At 49.3% G+C, this 20,497-nt stretch carries 21 protein-coding genes, 2 tRNA genes and 1 other RNA gene; 14 read left to right on the forward strand and 10 right to left on the reverse strand.

The features are described from left to right. Positions 1-10: 10 nt before the first annotated feature. A complete protein-coding gene (locus tag KIS30_01400) occupies positions 11-1,234 on the reverse strand; it encodes a hypothetical protein (GenBank protein ID MBX8645405.1) in 1,224 nt (407 codons plus the stop codon). A gap of 153 nt (positions 1,235-1,387) precedes the next feature. On the opposite strand from KIS30_01400, the gene KIS30_01405 reads away from it, so the two are divergent. Continuing rightward, positions 1,388-1,472 (forward strand) — tRNA-Leu (locus tag KIS30_01405). A gap of 75 nt (positions 1,473-1,547) precedes the next feature. Beyond that, positions 1,548-2,300: an aminoglycoside 6-adenylyltransferase gene (locus KIS30_01410; GenBank protein ID MBX8645406.1), complete on the forward strand. Its 753-nt coding sequence runs from the start codon at positions 1,548-1,550 to the stop codon at positions 2,298-2,300. 99 nt (positions 2,301-2,399) lie between these two features. Here KIS30_01410 and KIS30_01415 read toward each other — a convergent pair. Both KIS30_01415 and KIS30_01420 read right to left on the reverse strand, forming a co-directional pair. After that, a tRNA-Leu gene (locus KIS30_01415) sits at positions 2,400-2,484 on the reverse strand. Between the two features lie 111 nt (positions 2,485-2,595). Continuing rightward, positions 2,596-3,561: an NAD-dependent epimerase/dehydratase family protein gene (locus KIS30_01420; GenBank protein MBX8645407.1), complete on the reverse strand. Its 966-nt coding sequence runs from the start codon at positions 3,559-3,561 to the stop codon at positions 2,596-2,598. Positions 3,562-3,645: 84 nt separating this feature from the next. Between KIS30_01420 and KIS30_01425 the strand changes: the two genes are divergently transcribed. The 3 genes from KIS30_01425 to KIS30_01435 all read left to right on the forward strand — a co-directional run bounded on the left by KIS30_01425 (position 3,646) and on the right by KIS30_01435 (position 5,463). Continuing rightward, the gene (locus KIS30_01425; GenBank protein ID MBX8645408.1) at positions 3,646-4,830 is read left to right on the forward strand and encodes a glycine C-acetyltransferase; all 1,185 of its coding nucleotides are present in this window, start codon (positions 3,646-3,648) and stop codon (positions 4,828-4,830) included. Between the two features lie 122 nt (positions 4,831-4,952). Then, positions 4,953-5,246: RNase P RNA component (gene rnpB / locus KIS30_01430), an RNA gene on the forward strand. 73 nt (positions 5,247-5,319) lie between these two features. Continuing rightward, positions 5,320-5,463: a hypothetical protein gene (locus KIS30_01435; GenBank protein MBX8645409.1), complete on the forward strand. Its 144-nt coding sequence runs from the start codon at positions 5,320-5,322 to the stop codon at positions 5,461-5,463. A gap of 13 nt (positions 5,464-5,476) precedes the next feature. On the opposite strand, the gene KIS30_01440 is transcribed toward KIS30_01435, so the two are convergent. Beyond that, the gene (locus KIS30_01440) at positions 5,477-6,706 is read right to left on the reverse strand and encodes a threonine ammonia-lyase (protein MBX8645410.1); all 1,230 of its coding nucleotides are present in this window, start codon (positions 6,704-6,706) and stop codon (positions 5,477-5,479) included. 252 nt (positions 6,707-6,958) lie between these two features. On the opposite strand from KIS30_01440, the gene KIS30_01445 reads away from it, so the two are divergent. The 3 genes from KIS30_01445 (at position 6,959) to KIS30_01455 (ending at position 10,266) form a co-directional block, all read left to right on the forward strand. Beyond that, positions 6,959-7,927, forward strand: a complete 969-nt coding sequence (locus tag KIS30_01445) for a hypothetical protein (GenBank protein MBX8645411.1) — start codon at positions 6,959-6,961, stop codon at positions 7,925-7,927. Continuing rightward, positions 7,917-9,068 carry a hypothetical protein gene (locus tag KIS30_01450; protein ID MBX8645412.1) on the forward strand — a complete coding sequence of 384 codons (1,152 nt, stop codon included), beginning with the start codon at positions 7,917-7,919 and terminating at the stop codon, positions 9,066-9,068. Before KIS30_01445 ends, KIS30_01450 begins: the two co-directional genes overlap by 11 nt. A gap of 295 nt (positions 9,069-9,363) precedes the next feature. Further along, entirely contained in the window at positions 9,364-10,266 is a 903-nt protein-coding gene (locus KIS30_01455; protein ID MBX8645413.1) for an NAD(P)H-binding protein, read from the forward strand. Here the strand turns inward: KIS30_01455 and KIS30_01460 are convergent. Beyond that, positions 10,263-10,916, reverse strand: coding sequence for a hypothetical protein (locus tag KIS30_01460; protein ID MBX8645414.1), 654 nt, complete (start codon positions 10,914-10,916; stop codon positions 10,263-10,265). The genes KIS30_01455 and KIS30_01460 overlap by 4 nt on opposite strands. A 45-nt stretch (positions 10,917-10,961) precedes the next feature. Here KIS30_01460 and KIS30_01465 point away from each other — a divergent pair, with 45 nt between their 5' ends. The 3 genes from KIS30_01465 (at position 10,962) to KIS30_01475 (ending at position 14,659) form a co-directional block, all read left to right on the forward strand. After that, a complete protein-coding gene (locus KIS30_01465; protein MBX8645415.1) occupies positions 10,962-12,089 on the forward strand; it encodes an AIR synthase family protein in 1,128 nt (375 codons plus the stop codon). A 78-nt stretch (positions 12,090-12,167) separates the two neighbouring features. Then, entirely contained in the window at positions 12,168-13,433 is a 1,266-nt protein-coding gene (locus KIS30_01470) for an MFS transporter (GenBank protein ID MBX8645416.1), read from the forward strand. Between the two features lie 131 nt (positions 13,434-13,564). Beyond that, the gene (locus KIS30_01475; GenBank protein MBX8645417.1) at positions 13,565-14,659 is read left to right on the forward strand and encodes a hypothetical protein; all 1,095 of its coding nucleotides are present in this window, start codon (positions 13,565-13,567) and stop codon (positions 14,657-14,659) included. 5 nt (positions 14,660-14,664) lie between these two features. Here KIS30_01475 and trxB read toward each other — a convergent pair whose 3' ends face one another. Next, positions 14,665-15,591: a thioredoxin-disulfide reductase gene (trxB, locus tag KIS30_01480; protein MBX8645418.1), complete on the reverse strand. Its 927-nt coding sequence runs from the start codon at positions 15,589-15,591 to the stop codon at positions 14,665-14,667. Between the two features lie 246 nt (positions 15,592-15,837). Beyond that, on the reverse strand, positions 15,838-16,176 hold the full coding sequence (locus KIS30_01485; GenBank protein ID MBX8645419.1) for a hypothetical protein: 339 nt from the start codon (positions 16,174-16,176) through the stop codon (positions 15,838-15,840). A 140-nt stretch (positions 16,177-16,316) separates the two neighbouring features. Here KIS30_01485 and KIS30_01490 point away from each other — a divergent pair, with 140 nt between their 5' ends. Then, the gene (locus tag KIS30_01490) at positions 16,317-17,405 is read left to right on the forward strand and encodes an alcohol dehydrogenase catalytic domain-containing protein (GenBank protein ID MBX8645420.1); all 1,089 of its coding nucleotides are present in this window, start codon (positions 16,317-16,319) and stop codon (positions 17,403-17,405) included. Positions 17,406-17,550: 145 nt separating this feature from the next. Further along, positions 17,551-17,883, forward strand: a complete 333-nt coding sequence (erpA, locus tag KIS30_01495) for an iron-sulfur cluster insertion protein ErpA (protein MBX8645421.1) — start codon at positions 17,551-17,553, stop codon at positions 17,881-17,883. Here erpA and KIS30_01500 read toward each other — a convergent pair. Genes KIS30_01500 through KIS30_01510 form a run of 3 tightly spaced genes read right to left on the reverse strand, consistent with a single transcriptional unit; the run spans position 17,865 to position 20,064 of the window. Next, positions 17,865-18,326 (reverse strand): hypothetical protein, encoded by a 462-nt coding sequence (locus tag KIS30_01500; protein ID MBX8645422.1) that lies wholly within the window; start codon positions 18,324-18,326, stop codon positions 17,865-17,867. The two genes, erpA and KIS30_01500, sit on opposite strands and share 19 nt — an antisense overlap. After that, the gene (locus KIS30_01505) at positions 18,323-19,510 is read right to left on the reverse strand and encodes a M48 family metalloprotease (GenBank protein MBX8645423.1); all 1,188 of its coding nucleotides are present in this window, start codon (positions 19,508-19,510) and stop codon (positions 18,323-18,325) included. The genes KIS30_01500 and KIS30_01505 overlap by 4 nt, the downstream gene beginning before the upstream one ends. A 53-nt stretch (positions 19,511-19,563) precedes the next feature. After that, positions 19,564-20,064 (reverse strand): Lrp/AsnC family transcriptional regulator, encoded by a 501-nt coding sequence (locus tag KIS30_01510; protein MBX8645424.1) that lies wholly within the window; start codon positions 20,062-20,064, stop codon positions 19,564-19,566. Between the two features lie 163 nt (positions 20,065-20,227). On the opposite strand from KIS30_01510, the gene KIS30_01515 reads away from it, so the two are divergent. Beyond that, on the forward strand, positions 20,228-20,386 hold the full coding sequence (locus KIS30_01515; GenBank protein MBX8645425.1) for a hypothetical protein: 159 nt from the start codon (positions 20,228-20,230) through the stop codon (positions 20,384-20,386). Positions 20,387-20,497 lie beyond the last annotated feature (111 nt).

The following is a 20,497-nucleotide window of genomic DNA, read 5'->3' on the forward strand; positions in this document are numbered from 1 at the left end:
AGCATCTGCATCAGAGTCTTGATAATATCTTATTCACTTCGTCCTCAAGAGTCGCGGACCCCGTCCCCCCGTCGCCCGAGCCAAGCTCCGTCAATTCCGCACGGAGCTCCTCGACACTCTTCTCAAGCTCCTGTCTGATCTGAACAAATATCTCGAGATTTTTGCCGGCCTCCTGTCTAACCGATTCCTTTTCCTTCCGGATGCTGTCAGTGCCTTCAAATGTGATAGTCAATTCCCTGAGTCTCGTGATTTCATCTTCAAGCGCCTGCTTTCTTTCTCTGGCCTTAAGGACCTTGTTGTAATCAGTAAGTGCTTCGGAATTATTGTGTATGTAGTTAAGCGCACTCCTGATCAGATCGTTCCCGATTAAACTCAGGGGGTCATCATCCGCCAGTTCAGCCGTGAATTTGTCCAGTCGTGAAATTGCGACATCCACATCCCACTCAGTCAGCTCTCTGCTTCCAGACTTGACAACACTGCTGGTCATTTCACGTATTCTCGGCATCACTCTGACAACCGGATCTAGCAACGAGCCTGATGAATGAAGAAAGCTCTTCAGCTTCTCCATGGCCTCCGTCTCCTCTACGATTGCTGAGCGCAGACTCGATTTAGCCTCGTCCATTGCACGCAGGAGCTCCCGTTTCTTTTCCTCCTGTCTGGCGCCGGCGACCGTTTCAATGTCAAGAAACCCTTCGGGCTTTGGAATCTTTTGCCTGTATGCCTGCAGCTCATCTGTAAGATCAGCGATCTTCTTTCTGAGATAGAGAATATTCTCGATTTTTCCGTCAATTTCCTCAAGCCTTTCAAACATTCGCTGCTCTTTTTTGGAAAAACTCGAATAGTTGAAAATCTCCCTGTCCAGTTCGGCGACCGTTTCCTCAATCCGTTCCAATGCAACCTGAAGTTGCTTTTTTCTGGCAGGTTCGCAATCCAATTTTAACAGAGGCGGCTTGAGTTTTTCCGATATTTTTGCCGGTTTCATTCTGAGAGCCTCCCTGAGATCCGGGAATCCGCCATGCCTCAGGAAGAGTTTCATTTGCTTTACGTCCTTGGGGGAGTAATCGCTGAGGAGCAGTTTGTAGAACTGCTGGAGTTGCATCACAGCCCTTTTTTGTAAATCTCTTATCGTCTTGTCCGAGCTTTCACTCTTTCTGGCCTCCTCCAGCTTGGTGGTGATGCTCTTCCGGGTCTTCTCCAACTTGTCGAAATCATAGGGGATGTCGCTCTCCTGCATCGTTCCGAGTATTCGCTCTTCTACAATTAATGTTTCTTTGCGGATGCCTCATTTGTCTATACAGCCAGTGTCGGCTGCCATAAGACAACAGTATGCCGGGCCTCAGCGACAGCAAACTTTTAACATTAGGTCGGTTAATCGCCTTAAGTCGAAGCAGGGATAACCAAGCTTGGCCAAAGGTGCCAGATTCAGGGTCTGGTTGCGCAGGCATTCGGGGGTTCAAATCCTCCTCCCTGCACCGTTATTGGTGCTCAAAGTTCAAGTCATGAAAACGGCGAAGAGTACAGGGACCGGTGCAAAACCAGTGTAACTAATGAGATATGCTGATATGTTCACTATAGAATTCAGGGAATATATTCATGAAAGAATCCTGGAATTTGCAAAGGCAGACAAACGAATAAGTCAAGCGGCTCTGGTTGGTTCTACCTCAGAAACGCCTGATCGCTGGTCAGATTTGGACATCACGTTTGGCGTTTCCTCAAAATCCAACATTGAAGATGTACTGCGGGATTGGACATCGCATTTTGAATTTGTATTCAACGGGGTTTCACTATTCGACATTACATACAAAAGTTCAGTGTATATGGTGTTTATTCTTCCCGGTGGCCTTCAAGTTGATATCTCTTTCACTCCAGAATCCGACTTCGGTCCCCATGGACCCAGGTTCAGACTGTTATATGGTAATGTGAATAAAAGAATCCTTCACGAGGAGCCAGATCCAAAGCGTATGTTCGGGATGGCTGTACATCATTTACTAAGAACGCGTGTTTGTCTCGAACGCAGGAAAATTTGGCAGGCGGAATACTGGCTAAGCTCAGCCCGAAACGAACTCTTGTCCATTATCTGCATTAACCACAAATTACCTTACTCGAATGGAAAAGGATATGATAAACTGCCAAAAGAAGTGGTGGATTCTTTCACTCCAGCCTTTCCAAAATCACTAAACGGGATTGAATTGTGCATGGCCTTAAAGATTCTGATAGAAAACATCCCTAACAACAAGGAATTTTCACTGTTCTTGACTCAAAGGTTGGAAAACATATTGAAAGAGTTGATATCATCGTGAGCGGTCACTCTTACACTTTTCCAACTTGAGCAGATATGCTAATAACCGAAATGAAATTTTGATTTGTTAAAAGATGCGAAGATCGGCCGCAAGTTGTAGTGCGGAGGGCCGGATTTGAACCGGCGAACCCCTGCGAGACAAGACCCTCAATCTTGCGCCGTTGACCATGCTTGGCTACCTCCGCTCTGCAGGTACGACTGGAAAACAGCAGTGGTATTAAGCTTTTATTTACAGGCTTATGTCTGTTCAAAAGCAGGCTGAGTGCAGATTATGGTTGAATAAATCCAAGATGCTTTCAGTTCAAGTGCAGATTCCTGTCTCCTTTTTTTGACCGGAACTGCAAATTTACTATCATATCGGACACCATGCCCGGCATGTCAAATTTCGGGTTAAATCCCCATTCTCTAACTGCGCATGTTGAGTCGACGGAAGCGGGCCATGAATCGGCAATTTTCTGTCTTCCGTCAGGTGAGTACTTTGTTGTAAAATCGGGAAAATGTTTCTGGAGCTCCTTTTCGAGTTCTGCCGGAGTGAAATCGAATGCAGCCACGTTGAAATCTGTTCTATGTGTCAGACCAGAAGCAGGCGCTTCTGCTATGTTTACAAGTGATTCTATTGCGTCAGGCATATACATCATTGGAAGCCTGGTGTCATTTTTAAGGAAACATTCATAATTGCGGCTGGAAACAGCTGCTCGTATCATCTCTATCGCGTAGTCTGTCGTTCCACCGCCGGGTGCAGTCTTGTAGCTTATTATGCCAGGAAATCTCATGCCTCTGGCGTCAATAAGGCCCCTTCTGCTGTAATATTCACAGAGTTCCTCGCAGAAAAGCTTCGTTATGCCGTATATCGTCGAGGGCCTGGTGACGGTGTCCACTGGCACATTGTTTTTTGGTGTCGTGGGTCCGAACACTCCTATTGTGCTAGGCAGAATAAATCGCTCTACGCCGGAATGCATGGCCGCGTCGAGCACGTTTTTTGTACCGATAAGATTGACATTGAATGCCAATTCGGGTTGCTCTTCTCCCCTTGCCGAAAGCACTCCCGCGAGATGAAACACAACTGTAGCAGCTGTGTCTGAGAATGTCCTGAAGACCGACGGCCTGTCCGTGACGTCGAGGGAAACGAACTCACAGTGAGTGTCAGCAGGCTTTTTTATGTCGGTCGCCACAACGTTTTCACTGCCGTACCGAAGACAAAGTTCCCTGACGAGCTCGGAACCTATCTGACCGCATGAACCTGTAACAATTATTCGTTTCATCAAACTCACACGTGCAACAAGAAACAGCCTTGCGGGGAGTAGCATTGAGAACTTATTTAAGCCTACTTCGGCTACGCAACTGCTGTGACAAAAAACCATCCATGGATAGCTGAAGAACTGAAGGGAATCAGGGATGCCGGACGATACGTACCCATCAGAGCGCTGCAGTCACCGCAGGGAGCATGGGTCACCATCGGCAGGAGAAAATTACTGAATCTCTGCTCAAACAACTATCTTGGCTATGCCAACCATCCTGAGGTGAAACGCGCCGCGATAGATGCAATCGAAGCGTATGGTGTCGGTGCAGGTGCTGTGAGGAGCATTGCCGGGACGTCGGAACTTCATGTAATGCTTGAAGAGGAGATTGCGTCGTTTAAACACATGGAGGCAGCACTCGTGTTTCAGGGTGGCCTGCTAGCTAACGCCGGCACCATTCCTGTTCTGGTCGGCAAGGATGATGTAGTGTTCAGCGAGGAGCTGAACCATGCGAGCATCATCGACGGCGTAAGATTGAGTTCTGCGAAGCGTATTGTTTACAGGCATGTGGATGTGGAGGATTTGGGAAGACAGCTGAACCAGCACAGATCAGATGGAAAGAGATCCCTCATCATAACAGACGGTGTGTTCAGCATGGACGGGGACATTGCGCCGCTCGACAGGATCGCTCAGCAGGGCATGGACTCTGACTCAATGATATATGTTGATGACGCTCACGGGGAAGGTGTTCTGGGAGACCACGGTCGTGGCATAGTCGATCATTTCAGCCTTACAGATCGTGTCGATGTGGAAATGGGCACATTTTCAAAGGCAATTGGAAGCATGGGAGGCTTCGTAGCCGGTTCATCCGAATTGATAGAACTTCTGAGACAGAGATCTCGCCCATTCCTCTTCAGCAGCGCGCTGAATCCCGGGGATGCAGCCGCAGTTCTCAAATCGATTCAGCTCATGAAATCAGATGATTCGCCGCTCAGACGCCTTTGGGCTAATTCGGGATCTCTGAAGTCCGGGTTGAGGGCTGCAGGGTATGACACAGGCAATAGCAAGACTCCAATCACTCCGGTCATGATAGGGGATGAAAAGAAAACTGTGGAGCTTAGCAGGGTTCTGTATGAGGAGGAATCACTTTTCGCCTCCCCAATTGTGTATCCGACAGTCGCGCCCGGGGCTGCAAGAATCAGACTGATGCCGTCTTCTGTTCACAGCGACGATGACATCAGATTTGCGATTGATGCGTTCCGCGCAGCAGGCTCAAAGCTTGGACTTGTCTGAACTCTCGCGCATGAGCATTCCAAGGATGCAATACATTGTTGGCATAAGGTGCAACGTGCCTGCTGGAATACCGATGTGTCTACGCAAAGATTATTACCGTTCAGGAGAATGCGAGTCCTGCCAGGAGAAGAAGGGCGGCCGACGGTAGCCATCTCAGGATGGCAGCTGAGGAAAGTCCCCTCTCCAGAGAAAGGTGGCCTGTTTAAACGCAGGGGGGCGAGAGCCCCGGCAAGGGCGCAGAAACGACACAGCCAGGATGCAGAATGATTCGCCCGGCGATGACGTTGTCCTGGATTTGATGAAACGGCGACACCCCATCGGAGCAAGTCCAAATGGCCGGCATTTCTCAAATCCGGCAGGTAGGACGCATTAGTCGAATGCTGCCTGAAACAGAAAGGGGCTTACTACCTTCACCTGGCTCTGTTGAGCTGATGTCAAGCATAAGATTTATTAAGGCAAGATTATTTATTCTATTAACATAATATTGAGTTGGGTCAGGAAATGGAAAAATGCGAGCGCTGCAAGAAGCGGTTCGACACGCCGCTCAAACTGTACATACATTTGGTTGAGAAACATGAAGTGACCGATGATGAGGCCAGAAGGATTTCATGGCCCAAAGGAGCATTGCTCTAAACGCGAATGACATTCAGGACTCCAGCTTGAAATTCAATCCTTTTCTTCTGAATGAATCGATCAGTTTGTCGAGATGAAGGCTGTCTTCCACCTCGACAACGATCCTTGCGCGGAATCTGTTCAGTACTTCGGTCGAAATGCCTGAACTCTCCTGAAGGCTCATTACGGTGGCTCCGCCTTCGGCAATCAGATTCAGAGCGTCGCGCATCGCGCCGGGCCTGTCAGGTATGTCAAATTCAATGGCTGCAATCCTCCTGTGCATAATCATCCCCCTCATGATCATCTTCCTCACCAGACTCAGATCAACGTTTCCTCCGCTCAGGACGAGACCGACTCTCTTCCCCTCTACACTGAGCTTTCCGGAAAGCAGTAGTGCAAGAGTCGCGGCTGCGGCTCCCTCCACGAGCAGTTTCGAACGCTCCAGCAGCATGAACATCGCCTCTGTTATCTCGTCCTCGCTGACTGTATATATGGCATCGACAAGCCTGGAGACTATGCTGAAGGCCAATTCGCCGGGTTGTTTTATGGCAATGCCGTCGGCTATCGTTTCCCCTGCTTTCCCCCTGACTATTCTTCCTTTCCTGAGCGATTCTGCGAACGCGGGCATCGCGGCACTCTGGACACCGACTATATGTGTACCGGGACTGAGCTCCTTCATCGCGACAGCCACGCCAGAAATCAGGCCCCCTCCACCAACCGGAACAATGAGATAATCAAGGTTTCTGTTCTCCCTCGCGATTTCCATGCCGAGTGTACCCTGTCCTGCGATGACCAAAGGGTCGTTGTATCCGTGAACAAACGTTAATCCGCGCTGCTTCTGAATTTCTATCGACTTCGAGAGCGCATCGTCGAACGAAGCACCGTGGAGCACGACATCAGCCCCGTAGCTCCTTGTTGCAGCAACTTTGGCCAGCGATGCGTACTGCGGCATGACGACAACGCTCTTTATGCCGTTAAGTGTCGCTGATAGCGCAACGCCCTGTGCGTGGTTGCCGGCCGAAGCTGTTATCACGCCGCGTTCCTTCTGTTTTGCAGTCATATTGTATATCTTGTTGTATGAGCCGCGCATCTTGAACGATCCTGTACGCTGCAAATTTTCCATTTTAAGAAAAACGGTGCATCCGAACTTTTTTGAATAAGAGGAGGAAGTGTCAAAGGGGGTTTTGCTAACGACCCGACTCACTATGTCAGATGCTTTCTCGATATCGTCGAACCGGACGGTCTTGCCCTGTGCAGCAGTCATGTATCATTCAATAGACAAGGCTGATTTAAAGTTGCGTGGTCGTAGTTGAGTAATACATTCTTTGCGAAAACAGATGCCAGTGTTCGGTTAGTACCTGAATGAACGGTGCTGCCAAATGCTCAAAACCAATACAATTCCTAATAGAATGAAAAGCATTATTATTATGACCGCATTAAGGCGGCGTCGCTCTGCCAGCCAGACGAATCTGGCAGAGAAACAATTGCGTGAAAGCACAGTTGCAGTGGTAATATTATGCGCGTCGACAGATATCTTGTTGGCATTCAGCCAAGAACAGAAGAGCTTATAGCAGGCACAAGAGACAGGGACAGGAACAGAATCACAGAGGAGGAGCTGGAAGAACTCAGAACGGCTGCTGCAATGAGAGATTTGTCGATACAGATGCAGGAGCAGTACACGTTTCTTTCCGACCCTATGTTCCACTGGCAGGACCTGATCAGGCCTTTTGTAGATCTGCTTGAGGGACAGGACAGTGTGCCTCAGCTGACGAGGTGGTTCGACAACAATACCTTTTACAGACGACCTGTTATCGATACATATCCCAGCATTTCCCACAGAAAATTGTTGAAGTACTACTTTCCCAGACTTTGGGAATCGGGCAAAAGGGCTAAAGTTATCGTTCCCTCACCTTACACGCTATATGCTTCTTCAGAAGACAGTTATTTCCCTGACAGAAGGTCGGGCGTGCTTTCGTTCGCGCAGGAGATGGAGAGGGTGGCACTATTCCTGGAAGAGAAGGGTGCCCGGCAGATAGAGTTCGTCGAACCCTTCCTATTCTTTGGCCATCCCGAAGCGGAAGACATCGAACTCGCGGCGGATGCGTTTAATCTTTCCACTCAGAAGTTGAAGTGCGAAGTGATGATACACTTTCCCTTTGGCAAACTCGAGGGGCACTTCAAACAGGTGATGGAATTCAATGCTACGGTCATCGGAATAGATTTTTTCTCGACAGCATTATCATCGGTGACCAATTTCGACAGGTCGAAGGGAGTGGCCATCGGCTGTCTTGATGCTAGAAACAGCAGGCTCGAAAGCGTTGAGTGGGTTGTCAACTTTGCACGCTCTGTCGCAGAGAGAATAGGCGGGGTGGAACATGTGGCGCTCATTCCCAGTGCGGACATGGAATTTCTGCCACGGTCTATTGCTGAGGAGAAGATGAAGATAATTGGAGAAGCTGCAAGGAGGCTTGATAATGATGGATAAGTTGTTTCCTACACAGGAAATTGGAAGCATTGCAAAGCCCAATTGGAGGGTTCTAGGTTATCGTGGCGCTCCGATACCGGATCATGATTTCAACGAAGCGAAGTACTGGGGAAGGAAACTGAAAATAGAGGGGCATGAACAGCTGCTTGAATTGCTGAAGTCTGACGACTCCGCAGAGACTCGTGAGGCCATCAGGGAGTGGTCTGCAATATATGCCATCAGACTGCAGGAGGTTTCTGGTCTTGACATCGTTTTTGATGGGGAACAGTGGAGGACTGAAATGTATGAGGCGCTGGTCAGGGATATCGAGGGCTTCAAGTTTGTCGGACATGTACGTTCGTGGGATAACAAGTACTACAGGAAGGCTGCAGTTGTCGACGAGATAAAGTGGAAAAAGCCGATTTATCTTAATGAATTCCTCTTCACTAAGGAACACACCGACAGGGTAGTTAAGATTCCGTTCACCGGACCGTATACAGTAACGGATTGGTCGTTCAACGAGTTCTATCAGAAGAGGTTGGAGAGCCTTCATATCGATCCGCTCGAGCTGAAAAAGAAAGCGTATTCTGACTTGCTCTTTGAAGTTGCGAGAAAACTGATACGGCCCGAAATAGAGTCGCTCGTGTCTGCTGGTGCCCGCTGGATACAGATTGATGAGCCAGCTTTAAGCACCCAGCCCGGAAAGGACCAGGTGTTAAATTTTGTCCAGGCGATAAATGATGCGACGAAGGGTTTCGATTGCAAGTTTTCGCTTCATGTCTGCTATTCCACTGACTACACGACGATGTTCCCCGAACTCCTCGAGGCGCGTACACTGAGTCAATATGCCCTTGAGTTTGCAAACAAGGACAGTATGAAAAACGGGGGCACTAAACGCACAGGTTATGACGTTGTTAAATTGCTCGGAGAGTATGGCGCCGCCAAGCAGGTGGGTCTCGGCGTGATAGATGTCCACGATGACCGAATAGAATCGCCAACTCTAGTCAGAGATAGAATCTTGCACGCAGCGAGTCTGATAGGTGACCCTGCGCTCATCTATGTTAATCCTGACTGTGGAATTAGAACCAGAACCTGGAAGAACACCTACAATAAATTTGTGAATATGGTAAAGGGTGCTGAGTTGGCCAGAAAACAGACATGATTTGCCGGCACAGCTCCATACAGGTTGTCTTTGCAGTCCCCTGATTGAATTTGATGGATGTCATTTCATCGTCCGAGGAGCTGCTAGTTATCCGGCAGCATGCGTGCTATACCCGACTTCAATGGGCATAATAAGCTCAATTAACGCCCCGTCTAACTACAACTGCTGGCGCCTGCATCTCCCGCGAGACGGTGGCTGAGTAGTGCACGATGAACCTTCGTGCTCACTGTTGCGCAGGGAGTGAAAAAAATTACTTATACATTATGGGGGTTGAAATCGGCGAGGGAAAGAATCCATGAGCGGTCACCCGGCAGGTCCACCAATGGCTGAATGCGGCGTTCCGCAGATGCTCGGCAGACAGGTAATAAAGCCACCGGATCTCGTTCTGGTGGTCGGGGCAGAAGGCATTATTGGCGGGACACTCTTCTACGAGCTTCTGAAATCGGAATTCAACGTAAGATGCCTCATTCGCATGGAGGATGAGGCTCGTATCGACAGGAAGCCAGGTGTGGAATTTTTCTACTGCGACCCCTGGGGCGGTGACATACCGGAAAAGGCATTTGATGGCGTGAAGTATGTTGTCAATGCCGTATCTCCGCTGAACACTGGAAGCATGCCATCGGACAATGTGGAAGCATTCGAAAGGCTCTCCAACATACTCATTACGAGATGTGTTGCAAAGCGCCTTGAACGGTACGTGGGCATCAGTTCTGTCAATCTGTCAGAGAGGGAGAACGACAGTTGGGCATTCGCAAACAGGCACATTGAGATTTCTGCAATTCGAAGCGGCGCTCCCTATACGATTCTCAGATCAGGGTTGATGCTTGATGCACTCAATGAAGAAGTACTCAGACGCATCGGCTCAGCCGGACTTGGCTCACTTATCGGCAGAAAGGGTGCCGAACGACTGTGCGTTACACCGATGAAGAAGCTTGCCGAAACAGTGGCAAGAGTGCTGAAAACCGATCAGTCACTGAACAGAATATATGAAGTTGTGCTTGGCAGTCAGATGAGCAGAAAGGAGATTGGAAAGACGGTGGCTCACAGCCGTCGGGGGAGCCAACATAATCCATGGGAGATTGACATTCAGGCGGAACTTTCTGCTGGCAGATATGGTGGTGAAATAGCCGATTTGTCTGAGCTGGAAATCATGCTTCCAGACAAGGGTGCGCTCTTGGCACCTCAGGGCGCGGCTTAGCCATGTATTGTCATTGTCGAAAGCACCTGGATCAGTTCAGGAATGACCACGTCGGTTAGCAGCAATCTGTTAAAATTAAGGCTCCAGCTCCTCTTTGACGCAGAAGAAATCATGCCGTTGTTCTTCAGAGCTGTGTCTGCCTCCTTCAGCCGCGCTACGTCGAAAGCACTGTCGTGAAGCGTGAGCGTCAAGCGTGCTTCATCCATTGGCTTCAGATCGCGCACCTGCAGCAGAACTTTTTCGGTTTCTTCGAGCAACGTACGCTGCTGCAGGATTGTCCCGGTAATCGAAGCACCCCTGGTATCGGATTGCGACTTACATGAAATCCTTACCCTTGGATCGCGGTAGAACGACTTTTCTTCTTCAAACACCGGCATCAGATTCTCTATTCTGATTTCCTGTCCGCGTGGCTTCCGCTCAACCTCAATCGTGAGCTCCTTCATTATTCTGTGTCCAATCTTCCTCAGGCGGCTGTCCCTGCTGCCAGCAGGGCTGAAGTAAGCGCCGAGCACCATGTCTCCCTGTATTCTATATATTGGTTCGAATTTCCCGGAGTAGTAGAGTGCATCATATATCTCCAAAGGTACATCACCTGTCCTCGATGCTTTTATACTGATGGCGAGTTCTGATGACACTCTCTGCTTTGACATCGGACGATGCGATTGGCTTGATTATTAAAAAACATATGTGGTGATATGCGGCGAACCAGTCATCGGTTAAAGAATCGTGATCTTCACGGCGGTCATGACCCCTACGATCAGGGAAAGGCAGACTACAGGCTGTTCAGATCCATCTCAAAACTGACGGGCAGCAAACGGTCGGATGTGCTGCTTGGACCGATGTTTGGAGCAGATTTTGGCGTCATCGACACCGGCAATGGAAGGGTACTTGCGATTAGCACCGACCCAATCTACATCAATCAGCAAATGGAACTCGATAACGCTGCCTGGTTTGCCTTTCACATAGTAGTTACAGATGTCGCGCTTTCCGGTCTCGCACCGTCACATCTTGCACTCGACTGGAATCTTCCGCCTGGGTTAGATGACTCTATATTCCTCACCATCAGCAGAGTATTCCACGCCGAGGCTAAGGCCCTGAACATGTCGATCGTCACCGGGCACACCGGCAGATACGGCGGCTGCAAGGCACCGATACTCGGTGCCGGCACATCGATAGCAGTAGGAAGAAAAGAGAATCTCATCCTCCCGACAGGCATGAGGGCAGGGGACAGGCTCATACTCACAAAATATCCTGCGCTAGAAACAGCGATCCTGCTGTCCTACGAGTTCGACGACCTTCTTCGGGAGAATGTTGGTGGGAGCACATTGACCAGATTGCGGAAGAAGATTCGCATGCTTTCGCCACTCAACGAAGCGGCCGTTGTCTCATCTGCAGGAGGTGTCAGTGCGATGCATGATGCAAGCGAACGCGGCATCTATGGTGCGCTACATGAACTTTCAAAGGCGACCGGTCTGTCTTTTACCATCGAGCCTGACAACATCGCTATGGATTCAGATGTCAAGAAGGTGGCTGACTTTCTACGATTCAATCCCCTGGAAAGCAGCAGTGAAGGAACGCTGATACTAACCGCAAGAGAAGAGAGGGTACCGCAGATTGTACGCAAACTCGCAAGTGCGGGTGTAAGGGCAAGCGTGTGTGGTACTGTCATTCAGGGCAGGAACAGCGTGGCGGAGGTGACGGACGACGGGAGGTTACGAGCTGTTGGGATGCCGCTAACCGACGGATATCTCATCGCTCGACATGCTGCAAAGAGGATATTGCGCACTGCCGGGAGCAACAGCGCGCATCAGATAAGCGACTGATGCCATTCGTCAAATAAATCGCAATTCTTAAGAAGTTGCTACATGTGCTCCGGGAGCAAAAACAGGATAAACGCTAAAATGAAAAACGATTACATCCTGGCGGTAAGGACCCTTGCGATATCGGTGGGTGCAGGCGCCGCTTCAATGTTCGTTGGAGTTTATGGCGTTCTAATCGGCGCCTCTGCAGCGGAAATGGGCTGGCTCCAGTCTTCGGCAAACTCTATAGCAAACTCAGGTCAGCTGCTGTGGGGAAGGATCAGCGACAGGTTCGGAAGGAGAAAGCCCTTTCTGTTCTTCGGCAGCATCGCCCTGGCCGTACTCTGGCTGTTCATGGCAGTCATTTCAACGCCTGTCGAGCTGGTGATCACATATGCTGCAGTTTCACTCGTGGCAGCCATGATAACGGTGAACTGGTTCTCATTGATTGCAGACATAACCGCCTCCAGCAGGAGAGGCAGGTTCCTGTCCGTCCTGAATAATGTGGGCTCTGTTGGAACACTTCTTGCTGTTGGAGTCATGATATTCGTCCTTCATGGCTCTGCCAGAAGAGAAATACAGATACCATTCATCGCCGCAGCCGTATCGTACGTTGCGTCTGCCATACTGGTCACACAGATAAGTGAAAAGGAACATGCAACACGCCTAACAAGCAGTATACGACAGACATTTTCAAGCATGAAAGAGCACGATTATTTTTACAGATATTTCGTGGCTATGAATGTGCAGGGATTCTTCTGGTCCATGGCGTGGCCCATATTTCCGATAACAATGGTTTCAGTCATGCATTTCGACCTGCCAACAATTGCGCTGCTGACAGTCATCGCGCTTGTTTCAACCATTGTTGGGCAATTTCTCGTTGGCAGATTTGTGGATCGTGTGGACAGGATGCCGCTGATTTTCATTAACAGGCTGATGCTTTCCGCGATACCGCTATTCTATGCCATATTCAACACATTTGATGAATTTGCATTTCTCGAGCTGTACAGCGGTATTGCCGGGGCAATCCAGAATGTTGTCATGATGTCATACCTGATGGACGTTTCACCGGAAACCCATCGTGCCGAGTTCATTTCCATAATGAACGGATTCAACGGTGCAGTCTATTTCGCAGGCGCCCTCACAGGAGGCTATATGCTGGAATTTATGCTTAAAACCCATCCGCTGTTGATCGCACTTCCGATTGTCTACGGCATCATTGTGGCAGGCCGTTTTGGAACATCTTTCATGTTCCTGAGGCTCAAGGAGCCAGAGAACAGAGGAAGAGGCAGGCTTGGCATATTTGCCATACTCTACAGGCTCAAATTCCCGGGCATACCTTCGGGAGCCACTGTCAAACCACGATAGTAATTATTTACGCGGTGTGCCAGCCGGTGGCAGTGTGGGCGGGGGCTGGATTACCGGCACTGTCATGTTTTCAGGTAAAATAGCCTTGAAGAAACAATTATAAAGACACCGGCCTGATATATTTGGCACCGATGGTGATTCAACTGGCATCAATTGACGTGGTGGTTGTAAGCGAGAGCGGGTCTGACAACCAGGAAGACCTGAAAGCGCTTTCTTCCGTTCCAGGACTCAATGTATCGGCTTCGACACCACTCATGCTTATGCTGTCGCTGCATTCGATAAATTTCGGCACTGTCGCCGTGCTCGAGCTACCTTTTCTGCAGGAGAGTGAGGAGGAGTTTCTGGAAATACTGCTGAAGGGACCTTCTCCTGTTCCTGCTGTGCTTGTTACAGACGAACCCGTGAAATACCTGCGGCACCTTGGCAGGGGAACAGTCAAGCTAGTTCTGAGAGAGCCGGGATACCTGAATTCACTCCCTGATTCCATAAAAGATGCGAGCGATGGAGCGAGAGTGGTTTTTGAACGGGATGCGCTTGAGAAAAGACTCCAGGAATACGCGCAATATCTGGAGATCATAAACAAGATCATGGAGCATGACATAGGTGATCTAAACCAGGCGATACTGACCTTTTCAGAACTGCTCGGTAGGACTGAGGGGAAGGTCAGCAAGCATCTCATCGACAACATCATCGCGCAATCAAAGACTGTGGGAAATCTGATTAATGCGTTTTCCAATCTGGCTCGTCTTGCCAAGGGCAATGTTCAGGAGCTTGCATTCAGAGTTCATCCTCTGAAGCAGGAAATAGACGATGGCGTAGAAAAATTTGCTTCGGAGTCTGGCAGAGAATACAATGTGGCGATAAATTGCAGCAAGGATGAATCTGTTCTCGGCGACGCTCAACTGTCGAACCTTTTCGAATATTCACTCGCGCTTCTCGCCAGCATACAGAAAGATACGAATAGTTTTGATATAGACGTTCGTGAGGAAACGGCACTTCAGAAGTCGGCGGTGATAACAATCTCACCAAGGGGCGTGCCCAAATCGAGCATTCCGCGTGTTATGTCTCATGTGGACGACATAGATACGCTGCTGCGAGGCAACGTCGACCTCATGGCTGTCACAATACTCACACGGCGATATGGTGGAAATGCCTCAATCGGCACACTCGAAGTCGGGGGAAGGAATGTAACGTTTCTGACCATCATGCTTCCCCTGAGTGCCTGAGCACATCAGTTGTTTTCTTCCAGGAACTTCTGCACATCAAGTGCGGATACGCATCCCATTCCTGCGGCAGTTATTGCCTGACGGTATCTGTGGTCATGCACATCACCTGATGCGAAAACGCCATCAATGCCAGTCCTGCTGCCGTCATGTATTATGATGTAACCCTTTTCATCCAGAGGCAGCTGTCCCCTGAACACGTCTGTGTTAGGTCTGTGGCCTATGGCCACAAACAGCCCACCGACTGAAACGTCTTTCACTTCGCCGGTGCTGATATCCTTTACGACAAGGCCCGTGACTGTCTTGTCACCGGTTACTTCCTTTATTTCGCTGTTCCACATGAATGAGATTTTCTCATTGTCCATTGCCTTCTTCTGCATAAACGGGGAGGCTCGCAGCTTGTTCCTTCTGTGTATTACAGTAACGTGCGATGCATAACGCGTCAGAAACAGCGCCTCTTCCATGGCGGAGTCTCCGCCACCAGCTACTGCAACGTCCCTGTTCTTGAAAAAAGCACCGTCGCATGTCGCACACCCCGAAACGCCTTTTCCCATAAACTTCTTTTCTGATTCAAGGTTAAGCCAGAGTGCGCTCGCTCCAGTGGCTATAATCACAGTTTTCGCTAGATATCTATCATCGCCAACCATGATTTTAAAAGGTCTTGAGCTGAAGTCTACAGCACTGACGTCGTCATCCACGAAGTCCGTACCGAATCTTGCAGCCTGTTCTCTCATCTTTACCATGAGCTCTGGGCCGAGTATCCCCTCAGGGAAGCCAGGGTAGTTCTCCACTTCGCTCGTGATCATTAGCTGCCCGCCCGGAGTCCTGCCCGCAATAACGAGCGGCCTGAGAAGTGCGCGTGACGCGTATACTGCCGCAGTAAGCCCGGCTGGACCGGATCCGATGATTATTACGTTTCTTGTTTCTTCATTCATATCCTTGCCGGTCAAAGTTAGATTTAACCCAATTAAAAACGTTTGCCGTGAAAGAAGGCTCACCATTCAACTGTCAATGGGCCTGTTGCAGGGGCCCGTTGCAGGAAACATTTGAATTTGACAACAGGCGTTAACACGAGCTCGTGGCATCGAGTCATACGGATTTATCGCTTTATTCGCCGGGAACAGATGGAGAAAGCCGCTCTTCAAGGAGCAAACGATCCGGATCAGCTGCAGGCATATCATTCAGAGATGCTGAGATGTAGGCAGCATGCTCTGGTGGTTCAGCGCTCTACGTCTCGGAACGCGATATCTCAGCACTTCATCCAGTGGATAGTCTATATAATTGCACAATATTGCGAGACGGTCCATTGTGAATGGCTGCGCCCCGTTCATCAATTGCCTTACACTCCATCCAGGATGAACTCTGGATCTGTATCCCAATACCCTTCCTAACTGGTTGACGCTTCCCGCCTTCCTGATGCCTTCGGCAAGAAGAGATTCCCGGAAATCCGCCGCCAGCCAAATTTTCTCATTTCGCACCCCATCAGAAGTGATGTACGAGTCTGCTATTCCTTCTGTCATGTTCTTTATTTAGCATTGCACTTTATATCCGTATTTTGGTTCAAGCGTTTGACAGCATAACGAAATCCGAAGTTTCGTGTCCAAATTTATCATGCTGTTGTCATGCCAAAAGACTAATGATGTGAACGGTATTCAGGTGCGTGTCTGGCACTGCATCGTCTGATCATACAGGGAATATGTATGCTGTTTATTTCAGAAGGCACGGCGAATCTGATGTTCTGGAGTCCGGCCGCCTTCCCATGCCGTCTCCCGGGCGGCATGAAGTGCTCATTCAGGTCGAGGCGACTTCCGTCAACAGGCTCGACATTGCTGTCAGGAAAGGCTTTCCAGGACTTTCGCTGCCGTTGCCGCATATACCGGGTAGCGATGCCGTGGGTCGCATCATTGAAGCGGGAGGTGAAGTTTCTGGCTGCGCACCCGGACAGAGGGTTGTGATTAATCCCGGAATTGGTTGCGGGAGATGTCTTGAGTGCCTTTCGGGAAGAGTTACAATGTGCGGCCGTTTTGTCATTCTCGGTGAGCATATAAACGGCGCTTATGCGGAGTACGTCGCAGTTCCTGCCTCGAATTTGAAACGCGTTCCTGATGATTATCCCCTCATAAAAATCGCTGCAGCCCCCCTCGTCTACATCACGGCGTGGCATTCACTTGTTTCCAGAGCTGGTTTGAAGTTTGGCGACAGAGTTCTTGTCACCGGAGGAAGCGGTGGGGTATCTACTGCGGCCATACAGATCGCTAGGCTCTTCGACGCGTACGTCGTCGCCACGACAAGGTCAGCGGACAAAACAGACATCTTGCGCAGAATAGGTGCCCATGAAATCATTGTCACCGAGAAGCCAGAAGGATGGGCCAAGACTTACACGGCTTCAGGAGGTCGCCCATTTGATATTATCATCGATTCCGTTGGTTCGGCACTCTGGAACGACAACATGCGCCTTCTTGTCAAGGGTGGAAGACTGGTCAACTACGGGCGGACTTCCGGTGGCCAGGTTTCGATGGATTTGTCATTCATATTTTGGAAGCAGCTGCAGGTCACCGGATCCACCATGGGCGATCCTGGCGATTTTGAAACAGTCATGAACCTGATATTCAGCAGGAAGCTTGATCCTGTCGTGGACAAGGTGTTTACGATGCGCGAAGCCGCAGCAGCTCAGGATTATGTTGAGGCGTCTAGACACACAGGCAAGGTTGTGCTTGTCAATGGTGAACGAAATGCTGCTGACAGTTAGTCGCTATTACCCAGTCACACAGTCCCTCTGAGTCGACGATATGGAAGTAGCAGCAGCTTCTGCCAGAGGATGACACTCAGCCTGACAGAGTCGAAAGAAAATAAGCTTAAATACCAAGTGTGGCAATTCAAAGATAGTGATTCACATGTTCGATGTCACAATTTCAGAAAAAGCCATAGAGAAGGTTAAAACACTCATGCCAAAGGAGAATGACAAGCAGGTCTTCCTCAGGGTCTACGTGGCCGGAGGAGGATGTGGCGGCTTCAAGTATGGTCTCAGCTTTGAGAACAAAGCGGACATGCTCAACGACTTCAAGCTGGAGAAGGCAGGGGTTAACATAGTCGTCGACCGGGAGAGTGCGGCTTATCTGGAAGGGACCGAAATAGATTACGTGGACAGCCTGGAGGGCTCAGGATTCACATTCATTAATCCGAACGCAAAGAGCACCTGCAGCTGCGGTCAGTCGTTTACCGCCTGAAGGGTGCTGTCGAGCCCCAGCTTTCTGAACAGCAGTTTCCTTCCCTCTTCAGGATTATCCAGACCGAGCACAAACTCGACTCTGCCGTCCTTCTTGTTGATTATGTATGTTGAATTCACCTTTACCCTTGACTTATCCAGCTTTTTTAGAATCTTTGCCAGAGATCCGGGCTTGTCATCGATCACAACAGTTATGATTTCATCTTCCGTGAACTCATACTTGCCGTGATTAAGCATATCTCTGCACGTCAGTTCGTCAGATGTGATCAGCCTGACTTGTCTTGAATTGCGCGAGCTGCTCATCGTCAGCGTAATTATGTTAATGCCGCTGTTCCCGAGTGTGTCTGTCAGCTCGGCTAGCCCACCGTCTTTATCATTTAGGAGAACGGCAAATTCCTTCGTTTTTACCCCTTCGGGGGAATGAGCGTTTTCTCCATATTTCAACCTTCTTTTGCCGCTTCGGCGGAACTACGCCACGCTTCGCCCATTCTGACCCTCTCAGCCGTCGACGGGTGCGTGGCAAAGAGTATCTTCCTGATCGTGCCTGGATCGTCGTCCATCAGGTTGAGGTCGCACAGCCTTTTCTCGCTAGAAATGAATGCTACCGGGTTGCGATATGCGTTGAGTGAGAAAAGATCTGCACATCGCTCTCTCTTTCTCGAAATGTAGTTTGTCAGTGGAGTCAACGCTGCTCCGGTGATACTCAGTGTGATCGAGAACAACAGAAGGACATATGGATCAGTCGGGGAATAGAGTGAATGCATATGAAGCGCGAGACTGTAGACGGCATAAAGAAGTAATGCGGAAATGTAGGCCATCAGAACGTTCGACACCCATGACTTCCAACTGTCCCCGGCAAGATAGTGGCCCAGTTCGTGGGCTGTTATGCAGGTAACCTCTTCAGGCGTGAAAAAGCGGATTGTATTGTCGTAGAGCACGATGCGTTTCTTCTTTCCTATGCCGGCAACGAATGCATTGGCCATCGTGGATCTCGAGCTTTCATCAATCACGTAAATGCTCATCCGGTCGAGTGAGAGGGACTTGAGCAGCGCCATTATTTTACGACTCACTTCACCATCTTCCAGGGGTCTAATGCGATAGAAGAAACGGAGCGCAAGGAAAGGGAAAAAACGGGAATATGTCACTGTGAAGAGTACGTAGGCTGTTGCTGCGAGCAACCACCAGAGATTCGACAGGCTTATTAACGCTAAGAGCAGCGTTGACGCTCCAGTAATGAAGACCATGGAAATTAACAATGCCTTCAGACTGTCCGTCAGCCAGTTGACGGTGCCTGCAGTCGCTATGCCGTATCTCTTCCTTATCCCATGAATCCGGTAAGCGAACGGCATGCCGACAGCGTAGAACAGCAGAACAATGGTTGACGAAAAGATGCAGACCCTCGGAAACCATGACAGATATTCGAGCGACGAAGCTATCCATTTTCCCGGGCCAGCAAATGTAATGAAAAACAGCAATGATAATTCAACCGCAGTCGACACGACTGACATCCACAACAGTTCTGACGATACGCTGCGCGCCCTGCGCCTTATCTCCTGATTAAACTCATAAGGGTACTGATGAACATCAGCACCTGCCGAAACGGTTCTGTTTACTGTATCGTTGTTCATGGTTTCCAATCCGGATCTGTGAGAACGATAGCAATATGGCGCCATGATGCGCGTCACTCGTTCTCTTTCACCTGATGCTGTTCTTCAATCTCCCTCATCTTATGGGAAAGGTTCAGAGCCGCGCTCTCTTTTATTGTGGAGAGTGCTATTATTGACTTGGTTCTGCTGAAGTGGCCCGACCTGGAAAGCCTGAGGATTATATCCTCCAGCGTCGCCATGTTTTCCGTTTTGACCTTTATGATCAAATCCTCGTCGCCGGCCAGATGATGGCATTCCTCGATGTCGCCAATGCTGTTTATGAGATCAACCACCTTCTGATCACCAAGGGATCCGCCAGTCTTGAAATAGAGCATGATGAACGCCGTGATGTCCAGATTGACACTTTTTGGATCCACAAGCGTCGTAAAACCGGTAATGACGCCTTTTCTCATCAACGATTGAACACGTTCGTGAACGGTAGGCGCAGCCAGCTTCACCTGCCGGCTTATCTCTTTGAGAGAGGTACGCGAATTCCGCTGAAGCAGTTCGAGTATTAGTATATCTTTTTCATCCATTTAGTCACTATACCTTATTTTCTTCGGATAAATCTTTCCTTTTATTAGTCGTTTTTTACATCTATTCGTTATCAACTGAATAATTTTCATACTAATCCTTATATACCAAATATTTTTAGGACTATTCTGAAAATAAACTAGGATGTGAAGAAAAATGTGGGATATGCTCATACTAAATTCAAGCACACAGAATAGTAACAGACGAAAGAACTACCTTGATCTTGTTGCCATTGAAAGGGCAAACGAGGAGTCGGCTAAGGTGCATCACACCAGGAAAGCCGGAAGTCTCTTCAACAGGATGGCACAAAAGATACATTTCTGAGTTTGAACACCGGTGCATACCGATTACAAACCTCTTCCTTTCAATATTTTTCCTTTCCTCCCTTTAGAACAATTGCACCATTCCCGCACGAATGATTTTTAGCGGCACCAA

The organism is Candidatus Sysuiplasma acidicola (genome assembly GCA_019721035.1).
GTDB classification, from domain to species: Archaea; Thermoplasmatota; Thermoplasmata; order Sysuiplasmatales; family Sysuiplasmataceae; genus Sysuiplasma; species Sysuiplasma acidicola.

Excerpts from the sequence above, each read along its gene's own strand:
- KIS30_01400 (MBX8645405.1), bottom strand. The coding sequence starts at position 1,234 with ATGCAGGAGAGCGACATCCCCTATGATTTCGACAAGTTGGAGAAGACC.
- KIS30_01410 (MBX8645406.1), top strand. The coding sequence starts at position 1,548 with ATGAGATATGCTGATATGTTCACTATAGAATTCAGGGAATATATTCAT.
- KIS30_01420 (MBX8645407.1), bottom strand. The coding sequence starts at position 3,561 with ATGAAACGAATAATTGTTACAGGTTCATGCGGTCAGATAGGTTCCGAG.
- KIS30_01440 (MBX8645410.1), bottom strand. The coding sequence starts at position 6,706 with ATGACTGCTGCACAGGGCAAGACCGTCCGGTTCGACGATATCGAGAAA.
- KIS30_01445 (MBX8645411.1), top strand. The coding sequence starts at position 6,959 with ATGCGCGTCGACAGATATCTTGTTGGCATTCAGCCAAGAACAGAAGAG.
- KIS30_01450 (MBX8645412.1), top strand. The coding sequence starts at position 7,917 with ATGATGGATAAGTTGTTTCCTACACAGGAAATTGGAAGCATTGCAAAG.
- KIS30_01455 (MBX8645413.1), top strand. The coding sequence starts at position 9,364 with ATGAGCGGTCACCCGGCAGGTCCACCAATGGCTGAATGCGGCGTTCCG.
- KIS30_01460 (MBX8645414.1), bottom strand. The coding sequence starts at position 10,916 with ATGTCAAAGCAGAGAGTGTCATCAGAACTCGCCATCAGTATAAAAGCA.
- KIS30_01465 (MBX8645415.1), top strand. The coding sequence starts at position 10,962 with ATGCGGCGAACCAGTCATCGGTTAAAGAATCGTGATCTTCACGGCGGT.
- KIS30_01470 (MBX8645416.1), top strand. The coding sequence starts at position 12,168 with ATGAAAAACGATTACATCCTGGCGGTAAGGACCCTTGCGATATCGGTG.
- KIS30_01475 (MBX8645417.1), top strand. The coding sequence starts at position 13,565 with ATGGTGATTCAACTGGCATCAATTGACGTGGTGGTTGTAAGCGAGAGC.
- trxB (MBX8645418.1), bottom strand. The coding sequence starts at position 15,591 with ATGAATGAAGAAACAAGAAACGTAATAATCATCGGATCCGGTCCAGCC.
- KIS30_01485 (MBX8645419.1), bottom strand. The coding sequence starts at position 16,176 with ATGACAGAAGGAATAGCAGACTCGTACATCACTTCTGATGGGGTGCGA.
- erpA (MBX8645421.1), top strand. The coding sequence starts at position 17,551 with ATGTTCGATGTCACAATTTCAGAAAAAGCCATAGAGAAGGTTAAAACA.
- KIS30_01505 (MBX8645423.1), bottom strand. The coding sequence starts at position 19,510 with ATGAACAACGATACAGTAAACAGAACCGTTTCGGCAGGTGCTGATGTT.
- KIS30_01510 (MBX8645424.1), bottom strand. The coding sequence starts at position 20,064 with ATGGATGAAAAAGATATACTAATACTCGAACTGCTTCAGCGGAATTCG.
- KIS30_01515 (MBX8645425.1), top strand. The coding sequence starts at position 20,228 with ATGCTCATACTAAATTCAAGCACACAGAATAGTAACAGACGAAAGAAC.